The following is a 13,976-nucleotide window of genomic DNA, read 5'->3' as shown; positions in this document are numbered from 1 at the left end:
TTGTGTTTGACTCTTCAGGATTGTGGGCCTATAACGCCATTCATCGACGGCGGCGACGCTGCTGGCGGCGGGGTTGTTTGCCCCTAAGCGCTGATAGGCAAGAGTAAATGTTGATCAGGGTTTTGGCGCTATGACTTTGAAAAGGCTTATTGATTAGGCTTTTTGATCTTTGACAATTTGGAATGATTAAAGAGAAACGTGGACGGCTTGGTCTTGAGCTACTTCGGTAGCAGGATAGATTAAAGCTCGTTACGTTTTTATAAGAAGCTTGGATTTGATGTCAGGATTGATGTTTAATTCAGCTCTTGTCAATGAACGTGATATGAGTTTGATTGAATTCTCTTAACTTGAGAGTTTGATCCTGGCTCAGAACGAACGCTGGCGGCAGGCTTAACACATGCAAGTCGAACGGATCCTTCGGGATTAGTGGCAGACGGGTGAGTAACGCGTGGGAACCTACCTTTAGGTACGGAACAACTCAGAGAAATTTGGGCTAATACCGTATGTGATCTTCGGATTAAAGATTTATCGCCTAAGGATGGGCCCGCGTTAGATTAGCTAGTTGGTGAGGTAATGGCTCACCAAGGCGACGATCTATAGCTGGTCTGAGAGGATGATCAGCCACACTGGGACTGAGACACGGCCCAGACTCCTACGGGAGGCAGCAGTGAGGAATATTGGACAATGGGGGCAACCCTGATCCAGCCATGCCGCGTGAGTGATGACGGCCTTAGGGTTGTAAAGCTCTTTCAGTAGTGAAGATAATGACGGTAACTACAGAAGAAGCCCCGGCTAACTTCGTGCCAGCAGCCGCGGTAATACGAAGGGGGCTAGCGTTGTTCGGAATCACTGGGCGTAAAGCGCACGTAGGCGGACTTTTAAGTCAGGGGTGAAATCCCGAGGCTCAACCTCGGAACTGCCTTTGATACTGGAAGTCTTGAGTTCGAGAGAGGTAAGTGGAATACCGAGTGTAGAGGTGAAATTCGTAGATATTCGGTGGAACACCAGTGGCGAAGGCGGCTTACTGGCTCGATACTGACGCTGAGGTGCGAAAGCGTGGGGAGCAAACAGGATTAGATACCCTGGTAGTCCACGCCGTAAACGATGAATGCTAGTTGTTTGTGGGTATACTCATAAGTGACGCAGCTAACGCATTAAGCATTCCGCCTGGGGAGTACGGTCGCAAGATTAAAACTCAAAGGAATTGACGGGGGCCCGCACAAGCGGTGGAGCATGTGGTTTAATTCGAAGCAACGCGCAGAACCTTACCAGCCCTTGACATACCGATCGCGGATAGTGGAGACATTATCCTTCAGTTAGGCTGGATCGGATACAGGTGCTGCATGGCTGTCGTCAGCTCGTGTCGTGAGATGTTGGGTTAAGTCCCGCAACGAGCGCAACCCTCGCCCTTAGTTGCCATCATTTAGTTGGGCACTCTAGGGGGACTGCCGGTGATAAGCCGGAGGAAGGTGGGGATGACGTCAAGTCCTCATGGCCCTTACGGGCTGGGCTACACACGTGCTACAATGGCAGTGACAGAGGGCAGCGACACCGCGAGGTGAAGCTAATCTCCAAAAGCTGTCTCAGTTCGGATTGTTCTCTGCAACTCGAGAGCATGAAGTTGGAATCGCTAGTAATCGTGGATCAGCATGCCACGGTGAATACGTTCCCGGGCCTTGTACACACCGCCCGTCACACCATGGGAGTTGGTTCTACCCGAAGGCGATGCGCTAACCCGCAAGGGAGGCAGTCGACCACGGTAGGGTCAGCGACTGGGGTGAAGTCGTAACAAGGTAGCCCTAGGGGAACCTGGGGCTGGATCACCTCCTTTCTAAGGATGATTGAGGATGATTTAGCTAATACTTGTATTGGTTGGGTTATTTTTGATCTGATTAGACATAAAGTCCTTTAAGGACACCAACCCTTTCGGGGGTTGTCTACAAGACCTCGCCGTCTTCGTTTCTCTTTAAATTTGACAAGTCTGTTTTGCTCGTCCTTTCGATTGGTTGGGCGATGCAGGCGCGCATGCTTTAAGCATTGGGGCCGGTAGCTCAGGTGGTTAGAGCGCACGCCTGATAAGCGTGAGGTCGGAGGTTCAAGTCCTCCTCGGCCCACCAATATTTAGGTTTTGTAGCGTTGGACTGTGAACGACTGTCTTGATTGGGGCCATAGCTCAGTTGGGAGAGCGCCTGCTTTGCAAGCAGGAGGTCGTCGGTTCGATCCCGTCTGGCTCCACCAAGTCAAGCTCGCTCTGCGAGCGCCGAGGTTGAAGCGTCAACACATTGCTTTGCAATGTGTGAGAGCTTTGATTTTGTGCGATGATGGTCTTTAGGGTATCCGATTGGTTGCTTGTCAAATTGAGAACTGTTTTACAGAGCCATTGGTTCTGTATGTTATTCCTTACATTGTGAAGAGAAGATGTGATCGACTGGGTTTTACTCAGGGCGTTTGCTAACCGTTAGCCTGACCGCGCGGTTTTGATTGCATCTCGAGAAGCTGGTCTAGGCATATTGTGTCCATCTTAGCCGATTGGACACGTAAGATATGCCTTAAAAACATCAGCACTTTTTTGACACTGCAGATCCTGCTTGTGATCTGTTCTGAGTGCTGATTTGAATGAACATCTTGAATTGATGTGATTATTCCATTTGGGATGAACATTGATAATGAGAGAGATCAAGTGTAATAAGGGCGTTTGGTGGATGCCTTGGCGACAAGAGGCGATGAAAGACGTGGTACGCTGCGAAAAGCCATGGGGAGCTGCGAACAAGCTTTGATCCGTGGATATCTGAATGGGGAAACCCACCCGCAAGGGTATCTTGCACTGAATACATAGGTGTAAGAGGCGAACGCAGGGAACTGAAACATCTAAGTACCTGTAGGAAAGGACATCAACAGAGACTCCGTTAGTAGTGGCGAGCGAACGCGGACCAGGCCAGTGCTTTATATTTTCTAACTTGAATAGTCTGGAAAGGCTAACCGAAGAAGGTGACAGTCCTGTAGGGGTGTTGAAGATATGAAGACTTGAGTAGGGCGGGGCACGAGAAACCTTGTCTGAACATTGGGGGACCACCCTCAAAGCCTAAGTACTCCTTGTCGACCGATAGTGAACCAGTACCGTGAGGGAAAGGTGAAAAGCACCCCGACGAGGGGGGTGAAAGAGATCCTGAAACCGAACGCCTACAAGCAGTCGGAGCACGCAAGTGTGACGGCGTACCTTTTGTATAATGGGTCAGCGACTTAATTTATCGAGCAAGCTTAAGCCGTTAGGTGTATGCGCAGCGAAAGCGAGTCTTAATAGGGCATTAGTTCGATGGATTAGACCCGAAACCGGGTGATCTAGCTATGAGCAGGTTGAAGGTGCGGTAACACGCACTGGAGGACCGAACCCACGCCTGTTGAAAAAGGCGGGGATGACTTGTTGCTAGGGGTGAAAGGCCAATCAAACCCGGAGATAGCTGGTTCTCCGCGAAAACTATTTAGGTAGTGCGTTGAATGAATACCTTGGGGGGTAGAGCACTGAATGGGCTAGGGGGACTCACCGTCTTACCAAACCTAATCAAACTCCGAATACCCAAGAGTACTGTTCAGCAGACACACTGCGGGTGCTAACGTCCGTAGTGGAGAGGGCAACAACCCTGACCGCCAGTTAAGGTCCCTAAGTCATGGCTAAGTGGGAAAGGATGTGAGGATCCCAAAACAACCAGGATGTTGGCTTAGAAGCAGCCATCATTTAAAGAAAGCGTAACAGCTCACTGGTCTAAATAAGGGTCTTTGCGCCGAAAATGTACCGGGGCTAAAGCCATGCACCGAAGCTGCGGGTGTGCATTTTATGCACGCGGTAGCGGAGCGTTCTGTAGGCTGATGAAGGCGTACCTGCGAGGGGCGCTGGAGGTATCAGAAGTGCGAATGCTGACATGAGTAACGATAAAGAGTGTGAGAGACACTCTCGCCGAAAGTCCAAGGGTTCCTGTGCAATGCTAATCAGCGCAGGGTTAGTCGGCCCCTAAGGCGAGGCAGAAATGCGTAGTCGATGGGAAACAGGTTAATATTCCTGTACCAGTGGGATGTGACGGATCGCGGTAGTTGTATTGCCTTATTGGATTGGTGATGCAGCGTAGCGGTTCCAGGAAATAGCACCCACGTTAGACCGTACCCTAAACCGACACAGGTGGACAGGTAGAGTATACCAAGGCGCTTGAGAGAACTATGCTGAAGGAACTCGGCAAATTGCTCCCGTAAGTTCGCGAGAAGGGAGACCCGTATTTGGGCAACCAGATGCGGGTGGCACAGACCAGGGGGTTGCGACTGTTTATCAAAAACACAGGGCTCTGCGAAGCCGCAAGGCGACGTATAGGGTCTGACGCCTGCCCGGTGCCGGAAGGTTAAGAGGAGTAGTGCAAGCTGCGAATTGAAGCCCCGGTAAACGGCGGCCGTAACTATAACGGTCCTAAGGTAGCGAAATTCCTTGTCGGGTAAGTTCCGACCTGCACGAATGGCGTAACGACTTCCCCGCTGTCTCCAGCATAGACTCAGTGAAATTGAATTCCCCGTGAAGATGCGGGGTTCCTGCGGTCAGACGGAAAGACCCCGTGAACCTTTACTATAGCTTTGCGCTGACAGTTGTGTTGGCATGTGTAGGATAGGTGGTAGGCTTTGAAGTTTGGGCGCCAGCTCAGATGGAGCCATCCTTGAAATACCACCCCTGTTGTCATGGCTGTCTAACCGCGGTCCGTTATCCGGATCCGGGACAGCGCATGGTGGGTAGTTTGACTGGGGCGGTCGCCTCCCAAAGAGTAACGGAGGCGCGCGATGGTTGGCTCAGACCGGTCGGAAATCGGTCGTTGAGTGCAATGGCATAAGCCAGCCTGACTGCGAGACTGACAAGTCGAGCAGAGACGAAAGTCGGTCATAGTGATCCGGTGGTCCCGTGTGGAAGGGCCATCGCTCAACGGATAAAAGGTACTCCGGGGATAACAGGCTGATGATGCCCAAGAGTCCATATCGACGGCATTGTTTGGCACCTCGATGTCGGCTCATCGCATCCTGGGGCTGGAGCAGGTCCCAAGGGTTTGGCTGTTCGCCAATTAAAGCGGTACGTGAGCTGGGTTCAGAACGTCGTGAGACAGTTCGGTCCCTATCTGCCGTGGGCGCAGGAGAATTGAAAGGAGCTGACCCTAGTACGAGAGGACCGGGTTGGACACACCTCTGGTGGACCTGTTGTGGCGCCAGCCGCATTGCAGGGTAGCTATGTGTGGAAGGGATAACCGCTGAAAGCATCTAAGCGGGAAGCCCCCCTTGAGACGAGTTCTCCCTATCAGAGCCGTGGAAGACCACCACGTTGATAGGCTGGGTGTGGAAGCGCGGTAACGTGCGAAGCTTACCAGTACTAATAGCTCGATCGGCTTGATCCCTCTCATTTATCAATGTTCATTCAAAATAGACCTTTGCAACTGCCAAAAGGCGATTGCGAAAACGCGATCCTCAAGTGAGGTGTTGCGATGCTAGTCACATCTCAAATCAACGCGTAAAATACCAGCTTCTCATCTTTGTCTTTAACCGGCCCGGTGGTTATGGCGAGGAGACCAAACCCGATCCCATCCCGAACTCGGCCGTTAAGCTCCTCAGCGCCGATGGTACTCCGTCTTAAGGCGTGGGAGAGTAGGTCGCTGCCGGGCCTGTTAAAGACAAAGTTTAAAAAACCCCCTTCGATCAAAATCGTTGGGGGTTTTTTGTGTCTAAAATTCTCTCAAATACGTCAAAAATAGAATCAGAAAATATAGAAAACGCAAAAATAGATTCCCGGTAATCAGATAACTACGCGATCTATACTAAAACGCGTCACAATTGTATAAACTTCATCACCAACACATAATCCTAAAGACATATATAAATCGCTGCCAACACGGCAATGTATGGTCGTGCACCCAACCAATAGTGAAATATATACATGGTTAATTGGAACAAAACTGACCTTTGTAATCTTTGCTTTCAATTGGTTTAGAGTGGTCAGGTGGCTCAACTGATGAAGAGATAGTATGACGTCATCTGGATCTATCTTTACGACAACATTTTCACCGACTGAGTATCTTGTTATTAGGTTCTTCCATAATCTACCCTCGTTAAATCCAATCCGAATAAGTTGATTCTTGACATCAATTTCTTCGATGACACCGTTAATTCGGCTTAAAGTTTTTAAAGTTCCGTTTGCTGAATCTGGTAGGCTAACTAAGTTTGTTTGTATGTCAGCAGGAACGATCCGCCCAGAAGATAGAAGATGTACCTGATTACTTAATCGTAAAACGTCACTTATCGAATGGCTGATCAGAAGTATTGGGATTTGAAATTTGACGCGGATTGTTTCTATGAGTTTTAGAATATCTTCCTTGCGATGATGGTCTAATGCGGCAAATGGTTCATCGAGCAGTAACAGTTGTGGTTCTGACAATAGGGCTCTCCCTATGGCAATACGCTGTTTTTCTCCACCTGAGAGATGCTTCGGATAGCGATCTAATAGATGCTCTATATCCAACAATTTAATCAGGCTATTAGTTTCATCATCTGTAGGTGATATTCGGGCCCGTTTAGCGCCAAACAAAAGGTTTTTTTTTACCGATAAATGGGGAAACAATCGAAAATCTTGAAACACATAGCCGATGCGTCTTTTGTGGGTTGCAATATTGATTGATTTTTCACTGCTGAACAGAATTTGCCCATTGAGAATGATTGTTCCTGTTTTGGGTGTTATGAGACCTGCGATAATATTGATCGTTAATGATTTTCCTGATCCTGATGGACCAAAAAGAGCTGTCAAACCATGCTTGGACGATTCAAAATTGATGTCTAAATCAAAAGACTCAATGTTGTGTTTGATTTTAACCGATAAGCTCATTGGTTCATGCGTTTCTTGATATGACGGTTCGCTATGTCTGAAAGGACAAGGCCTGAAAATGCCAGCAAAATAGATAAAACAACCAATCGACCTGCTGCGTTTTCACCTCCGGGGGTTTGAATTGCGCTGTAAATTGCTAGTGGCAAGGTACGGGTCTCTCCGGGAATGTTTGAAACAAACGTGATGATGGCGCCAAATTCTCCAAGGCTCGCCGCAAATGCCGTAATTGCGCCTGCAATTATGCCTGGAAGAGCAAGTGGCATGATGATTGACGTAAATCGGTCGAATGGGCCTGCACCGAGGGTTTTGGCTGCATTGATCAAGCCAGGGTCTATTGCTTCTATTGAAAGGCGAATGGCGCGGACTTGGAAAGGAAATGTAACAATGCCTGCCGCCAATGCCGCGCCTGTCCAACTGAAAATAAAGCGAATTCCGAAGGATTCCTGTAGCCACTGTCCTAATGGTGCCCTTGTCCCCAAACTTATCAAAAGCAAATACCCCATAACAACAGGTGGTAAGATCAAGGGTAGATGGACCAAGCCATCCAGAAGAGCCTTTCCAAAAAAATCCGGTTTTGATAGAACAAATGCCGTGGCAATCGCGAGTGGTAAGCTGATTAGCACCGCTGTAAACGAAACTTTGAAGCTTATCAGCAGTGCTTCGGTCTCAATTGGTGTAATCCAGTCGATCATAGATGGTGTCCAATTGATCTGATTTAATTGGGTTGGCTTCTTTGATAGTCTTTCAAGATAGTAAAACCATATTTTTCAAACAGCGCCAAACCTCTAGCGCTGGATAAAAAATTGAGCAACTTTTTTGCATCATCGCTACTCGTTTGTTGTGTAAGTGCTAAAGCATACTCTATCTGGGTTTCTTCTGGTTCGAAACCAAACAATATGTCGACGTTTGGTTGATGGATCGCATCCGTTTGATAAACGATACCAAGGGGTGTTTCTCCGCGCGAGACAAGTGTCAAAGCGGCCAATGCATTGTCTGCGCGTGCTATTCGGCGATGTAGAGGCTCCCAGAGGCCGCGCTGCTTCAGTGCTTTTTTTCCGTAAATCCCAACCGGAACATGATCTGGGTCACCCATCGACAATAGGCCACTGTCCCCCAAAATATCATTAAGTGTTTGGGTGTCGATTGTGGCCAGTGAATCCAATGATAGATATTTGGGTGATATGAGCACGAGTGTGTTGGATAGTGTTTTTATTAGTGTCTCTGGCTTAATCAGTGCGGCTTTGACTAGGTAGTCCATCCATTTGATATTTGCGGAAAAATAGAGATCAGCCGACGCGCCTGCTTCAATCTGGCGAGCCAGTGTAGATGACGATGCAAAAACAAGACGCACCTTTATGCCGGTCTCTTTTTCAAACAGATTTGTAGCCTCGTTGACAACCCCTGTGAGACTGGCTGCTGCAAAGAGGGTGATCGGCTCAGCTTTTGCTGATTGCGTGTATAATGGTGCCATTAACAAAATAAGCAATGTGAATAGCTGTGGCATGGACACGATTGTGTTTCCTGATGTCTCGAGGTTGTTGCCTGCAATTTTTTGTGATCGTCGCGTTCTATTTGTGGCACATTACGAAGTTGGTTTTAAGTCCGAATAAAGCAGCCATTACGAGTGTATGTAGATAAAGATAGCGTTGAGAGTTGTTGTTTTTATGCGTCAGGTGACATGTGTATTGAACGCAGCTTATGGGGGCTTGTCAAACTAAAATCAACAAAGCGTTAACCATATGAGAAGAGAAAACTTGTTTGTTTTCAATGTTTCATTGTCTTGGGATTGCCAAATTATGAAAAGGGGAAGAAACTTGTTTATGAAAAGAAAGAATGGTCGACGGACCGTTTTCATGACGCCGTGGATGGGGTTGTGCTTTTTTCGGCATATGCAAGGGGTTTGACTATGATGCAATTTCGTTTTCTTCAATCCGGTGTTCGTTTGCTACGCGTAACGGTGACTGCATGCTTGTTTGCGGCGGTGTTGTCAGGTGTGAGCCGAGCTGCAGATGATACGCCATTTTTCACCGGAGTTTGGGAACTTAAAGACGGCAATGGTGTTCGGCCTCTTGTTATGAGCGATTGGTTGATATTTGACGGCAAAACGCCCGGAACTTGGCTATATATGCGTAAAGGGTTCATTCCGGGCGAACGCTATCAGTTTTATGCCCGCAAACTGTCGGTCAACGGCCTGTCTGCCGCGCTGGTTGATGTTGCACGGGTCGATGATACGCATATGCTTTATCGCCTGAGTGCCAACGGTCAGGTGCTTGAGCAAGGGGAAGCAACACGGTTGAGCGTACCCAATGCAGATGACTCGTGTCTTGCTGTTGATACCGAGCTTAAAGACTTGATGGGCAAATGGTCCATTGCCAGCAATAAGAAAAAGAAGCTCAGCCTGAGTGAATCCGAGCTTGTTCTGGATGGCAAGCGGCAGAGTATTACCGTTCAGCCGCTGCGCACAGGTCAAGTCGGGTTGCAGGTGTCTGGAGCCCCCTTTGCGCTGTTCACTGATGCGGGTGGCGATTATGCTGTTCTGCAGATTTTGCCGCAAGGCACGCCATCGTTCACCGGTGGGCCGATTGGGCAACATGTAACGTTTGCTCAGGAAATTGTCGTCCGTCGCGACAAGGGGCGTTGCGATGCGGCGATTGCAAGCCGTTTAAAACTTCTAGGTAAGAAAAAGAAATAGCGTTCTTTTCCAACTGGCACCCGTATTGAGTGCCAGTTGGCTGGACAAAGGCCGCTGTTCGGTGTTCACTGCCGCCAAATGTCCTGCGTTGGACAATTGGCTGTTGGATTGTCTGCCCCAATTTGTTGGGTGTCAGAAAAGCTAAGTGGAGCATAGAACACCATGGAAATGATCTCAAAATCGAAGTCTTTCGGTGGGGAACAAAGAGTTTATCGTCACAAGTCTACCGTCACAGGCACAGACATGGATTTTGCCGTGTTTTTGCCACGTGAAGCCTTGGATGGTTTTGTCTGCCCCGCGTTGTTTTTTCTTTCCGGCCTGACCTGTACTTGGGAAAATGTCACCACCAAGGGTTTGCCGCAGTTGCATGCTGCCAAGCACGGCATGATCTTTATCGCGCCAGACACGAGCCCCCGCGGCGAAAAAGTCGCAGATAATGAGAGCTATGCCATTGGTAAAGGGGCTGGATTCTATATCAATGCGACGCAGGACCCTTGGGCCTCTCACTACAAGATGGAAGACTACATAGCCAACGAGCTGCGCACGCTGGTGATTGATGCTTTGCCCGTTGATGAGGATGCTATTGGCATTACCGGTCACTCTATGGGCGGCCATGGGGCGTTGACACTTGCGATGAAATATCCGGGAAAATTCCATTCGGTCTCAGCCTTTGCTCCCATTGTCAATCCTGCAGCTGTGCCTTGGGGGCAGACGGTGTTTGAGCTTTATTTGGGGGAAGATCAGGAGCCGTGGAAACAGCATGATGCCTGTATGCTGGTGCTTGCGAAGGGCTGGGATGGCGATATCCTGATTGATCAGGGAACGGCAGATCAGTTTCTCGAGGAGCAACTCACCCCTTGGGCATTCGAAGCGGCATGCCGCAAGGCTGGTGTTGATTTGACCCTAAGGATGCAGGGTGGGTATGACCATTCCTATCACTTTGTTTCAAGCTTTTTGGCCGATCATATGGCTTGGCATGCGGATCGCCTCGACTAGGGTTTGCGCATAATTTCATATACTTGCCGGTTATGATAGAGCCGCCAAATGTTGCCTAGAGGTCGCTTTGGCGGCTTTTTGCGTTTTTGCTGTTGGCTTGTCTTTTATCGATATTTGTTTCACATCTGAATGAGTGTGTCTTTGGCGCCATAATCTGACTTGATTGGGCTTCGTTTTAGCCATGTGTAATTTAATGAGGGGCCGCTGATGGCAGACCAGATCCTTCGACCGGCGATGTTGGTGCGTCGGCACCGGTTTGTTTTGGCCGTTGTCACCCTTGTGGTTGTGATCAGCCTCATCGCAGTAGCCCTCGTTAGCTACCGATCTGCGTTGGTTGCCAGCGTTTTGCAATCGTCCAATCGTTTGTCTTTGCAAGTGAACGGGCTGGTCAATTCACTTGAAAAATATCGACTTCTGACCCCGTTGATTGCGCGCCGTCCCGATGTATTGGCGGTCTATTCAAACAATCGGGACGATGAAGATGTGACGATGGCGCTTGAAGCGCTTTCGCAGATTGGGGGCATGAGTGGTGCTGCGGAAATTGAATTGACTTTTGTCGATGGCGGTCATTTATCCGTACGTGCCGGGGCTGGTTCGCGTAATTTGGTTAGCAGCTCAGCCCCACTTATGCGTGAAGATGTGCAACAGGCTTTCACCGGGCGTCTCGGGCGCTCTTTGTTGATCAATAGGGTGGGGCGCTTTTATATTTTCTCCAGTGCGGTTCGGATTAACGGTGCAGTGGTTGGTGTGGTTTCCGTTCATGTCGATTTGGGCCAGACGGAACAAGAGTGGGTCTTGTCGGAAAAACCTATTATTGCGCAGGCCAATGGGCATGTTTTTCTGTCCAATCAAGAGGTCTGGCTCGACGCGGCCTTGCATCCCGATGCACCAGAGTTTTCTGTGGTGAATAGTGGTACAGATTTGATCATGCGAGACAGCTATTTCGGCCCTTTGATCATTGAATGGAAGGAAGGGTCGGGGCAATTGGCGATAGCTGGGGACTATGTCGCGGCGCAACGAACCGATCCAATGCTCGGCTGGACTTTTTTTGCGATGGAGCCTCTGCGCGGGCCGGTGTTTGTTGCCGCGACCGCATGCTTGACCTCCACTTTATTTGCAGGGCTTGTGCTTGGCAGCTTGTGGGTGGCGTTTAACCGGCAGCACCAACAGCTGGTACAAAGACGCAAGGATATGGCGTCAAGCCTAGCGCTCGAGCGACGGGTGCGTGCTCGAACGCGCGAACTGCGCAAAACGCAGGAAGGTTTGATCCACTCGGCCAAATTGGCGGCCATCGGGCAAATGTCTGCTGTGTTAAGTCACGAATTCAATCAGCCGCTTGCGGCTATTCGTTCCTATACCGACAATGCGCAATTGTTGTTTGCGTCTGGCCGTGAGGAGCAAGGACAGGATAATTTGAGTCGTGTTGCCAGACTTGTCGATCGTTTGGCGGGCCTGTCCAAATCGCTCAAATCCTTTGCGCGTAAACCCGGTGTTGGCCTTAAAGCGATCTCTGTTGAGAGGGTTGTTGATGAGGCTGTGATGCTGATGCTGCCTCAGGCGCGCAAATGTGGGGCCGAATTGTCTGTGGTTCGGGCTCGCTCCGATCTGTTTGTAATGGCAGGGCACACGCGGTTGGAGCAAGTGTTGATCAATTTGGTTGCGAACAGCTTGGATGCCATATCGGAAGGCAAAGCTGCTGATGGCAAAAAGGATAGGCTAGAGGCTTCTGTCCAGCCAATAGTGCAGATCTTGATCTCTCGGCGCGGCTCTATGGGGGTGATAGAGGTCTCTGATAACGGCTCCGGTATTGGTCCTGAGAGGCGAGGTGAGATTTTTGAGCCGTTTGTCACCAGCAAGGGCCACGGTGTTGGACTCGGATTGGGATTGCCCATTGCCTATAATCTGGTCAAAGGTTTTGGCGGGACGTTGAGTTGTATAGAGCCGACTTTTGCAAGTATGGCGACAGCCTTTGAAATCAAATTGCCGCTCGCAGGCAATGAGGAAAACGGGATGAACCCCGGATCAAGTGAGTGAGGAAATCATGCAGCGTCAGCCCATAATACTGTTGGCAGAAGATGAAGAAGATGTTCGTTTTGCACTGCGTCAGGGGCTTGAACTAGCAGGCTATGAGGTGCAGGATTTTTACAGTCCGGACGGTGTTCTCGAGATGATCTCCCGCCACCTCGACGGGATCTTGATTTCTGACATCCGGCTCGGGGCAGATGATGGCCTCGTTTTGATGAAACAGGTATATGAGCTGGATGATGCATTCCCGGTTATCTTAATTACTGGTCACGGGGACGTGCCGCTGGCAGTGGAAGCTATGCGCAGTGGTGCTTATGACTTCATAGAAAAGCCGTTTCCAGTGGCTCAGCTTGTTAGCGTTGTGGCACGCGCAGTGGAAAAGCGGCGACTTGTCTTGGAAAACAGAGCCTTGCGTCAGGAATTGGCCGAGGAGAGCAAACTGGAAGGGCGGCTTGTTGGCCAGTCGGCTGTCATGCACCGCTTACGGGCCGAAATCTTGGCTTTGGCCGACACGGATGCCGATATTCTCGTCGAAGGGGAAACAGGCTGCGGCAAGGAAATGGTGGCACGGGCGTTGCACGAAGAAGGGCGACGATCAATGCAGCCATTTGTGGCGCTCAATTGCGGCGGATTGCCTGCTGATATCATTGAGTCCGAGTTGTTTGGCCATGCGCTGGGTGCTTTTACCGGAGCATCTGCCAAACGAATCGGTAAATTGCAGCACGCCAACGGCGGCACTGTCTTTCTCGATGAAATCGAGGCTATGCCTCTTGAATTACAGGTTAAACTTTTGAGGGTAATTGAAGAACGCGCTGTAGAGCCGCTGGGCACCAATGACCTGATCCCACTTGATGTTCGTTTCATTGCGGCCACCAAGATAGATCTTGATCTGGCAGGACGGGATGGGCGTTTTCGTCCAGACCTGTTCTATCGTTTGAATGTGGTTACTTTGCAAATCCCGCCATTGCGGGAGCGCAAAGAAGATATTCCTGATCTTTTTAATTTTCTGGTACGGGGTGCGCGATCTCGTTATCGCAAGGACATTCCCGATCTGACGACGGCTGTTTTGGACCGTCTAATCTCTTATGATTGGCCAGGAAATGTGCGCGAATTGCGCAATGCTGCGGATCGCTTTGTTCTTGGTTTGCCTTTAAAACTGGGGAAAGAAGAGACCGGGGTGCTTGCTGCGAGCAACGCGTCGCTGCCAACGCGTGTTGGTGCTTATGAAAAGCAATTGATCATGGAGGCTCTCAAACAACAAGACGATTGCCGTACAAAGACCGCCGAGTTTTTGGGTATCGGTCGCAAAACGCTCTATGACAAACTGACCAAGTATGGCCTCGATTGATCAATTGTCTTGCATAATTTGTG

Annotated in this window: 7 protein-coding genes, 2 tRNA genes and 3 rRNA genes; 9 read left to right on the top strand and 3 right to left on the bottom strand. The window is 49.6% G+C overall.

The features are described 5' to 3' along the window. Positions 1-343 precede the first annotated feature (343 nt). The 5 genes from C0081_RS21020 (at position 344) to rrf (ending at position 5,678) form a co-directional block, all read left to right on the top strand. Positions 344-1,831, top strand: a 16S ribosomal RNA gene (locus C0081_RS21020). Between the two features lie 209 nt (positions 1,832-2,040). After that, a tRNA-Ile gene (locus tag C0081_RS21015) sits at positions 2,041-2,117 on the top strand. 45 nt (positions 2,118-2,162) lie between these two features. Next, positions 2,163-2,238, top strand: a tRNA-Ala gene (locus tag C0081_RS21010). A gap of 436 nt (positions 2,239-2,674) precedes the next feature. After that, positions 2,675-5,414, top strand: a 23S ribosomal RNA gene (locus tag C0081_RS21005). A gap of 149 nt (positions 5,415-5,563) precedes the next feature. Further along, positions 5,564-5,678, top strand: a 5S ribosomal RNA gene (gene rrf, locus C0081_RS21000). The 16S, 23S and 5S rRNA genes sit together here with 2 tRNA genes alongside, the layout of an rRNA operon. A 131-nt stretch (positions 5,679-5,809) precedes the next feature. Here the strand turns inward: rrf and modC are convergent. Genes modC through modA form a run of 3 tightly spaced genes read right to left on the bottom strand, consistent with a single transcriptional unit; the run spans position 5,810 to position 8,396 of the window. Then, positions 5,810-6,892: a molybdenum ABC transporter ATP-binding protein gene (gene modC / locus C0081_RS20995; protein ID WP_101535697.1), complete on the bottom strand. Its 1,083-nt coding sequence runs from the start codon at positions 6,890-6,892 to the stop codon at positions 5,810-5,812. Next, entirely contained in the window at positions 6,889-7,584 is a 696-nt protein-coding gene (gene modB / locus C0081_RS20990; RefSeq protein ID WP_101535696.1) for a molybdate ABC transporter permease subunit, read from the bottom strand. The genes modC and modB overlap by 4 nt, the downstream gene beginning before the upstream one ends. 23 nt (positions 7,585-7,607) lie before the next feature. Then, complete coding sequence (gene modA / locus C0081_RS20985; RefSeq protein ID WP_101535695.1) at positions 7,608-8,396, bottom strand: molybdate ABC transporter substrate-binding protein; 789 nt, start codon at positions 8,394-8,396, stop codon at positions 7,608-7,610. A 402-nt stretch (positions 8,397-8,798) separates the two neighbouring features. On the opposite strand from modA, the gene C0081_RS20980 reads away from it, so the two are divergent. The 4 genes from C0081_RS20980 to C0081_RS20965 all read left to right on the top strand — a co-directional run bounded on the left by C0081_RS20980 (position 8,799) and on the right by C0081_RS20965 (position 13,953). After that, on the top strand, positions 8,799-9,584 hold the full coding sequence (locus C0081_RS20980; protein ID WP_146006508.1) for a hypothetical protein: 786 nt from the start codon (positions 8,799-8,801) through the stop codon (positions 9,582-9,584). 162 nt (positions 9,585-9,746) lie between these two features. Then, positions 9,747-10,580, top strand: a complete 834-nt coding sequence (gene fghA, locus C0081_RS20975; RefSeq protein ID WP_101535693.1) for an S-formylglutathione hydrolase — start codon at positions 9,747-9,749, stop codon at positions 10,578-10,580. Positions 10,581-10,787: 207 nt separating this feature from the next. After that, positions 10,788-12,614, top strand: coding sequence for a sensor histidine kinase (locus tag C0081_RS20970; RefSeq protein ID WP_101535692.1), 1,827 nt, complete (start codon positions 10,788-10,790; stop codon positions 12,612-12,614). Between the two features lie 7 nt (positions 12,615-12,621). Continuing rightward, positions 12,622-13,953 (top strand): sigma-54-dependent transcriptional regulator, encoded by a 1,332-nt coding sequence (locus C0081_RS20965; RefSeq protein ID WP_101535691.1) that lies wholly within the window; start codon positions 12,622-12,624, stop codon positions 13,951-13,953. Positions 13,954-13,976 lie beyond the last annotated feature (23 nt).

Source organism: Cohaesibacter celericrescens (genome assembly GCF_002866925.1).
GTDB classification, from domain to species: domain Bacteria; phylum Pseudomonadota; class Alphaproteobacteria; order Rhizobiales; family Cohaesibacteraceae; genus Cohaesibacter; species Cohaesibacter celericrescens.
This window is presented reverse-complemented; position numbering and strand designations above follow the sequence as displayed.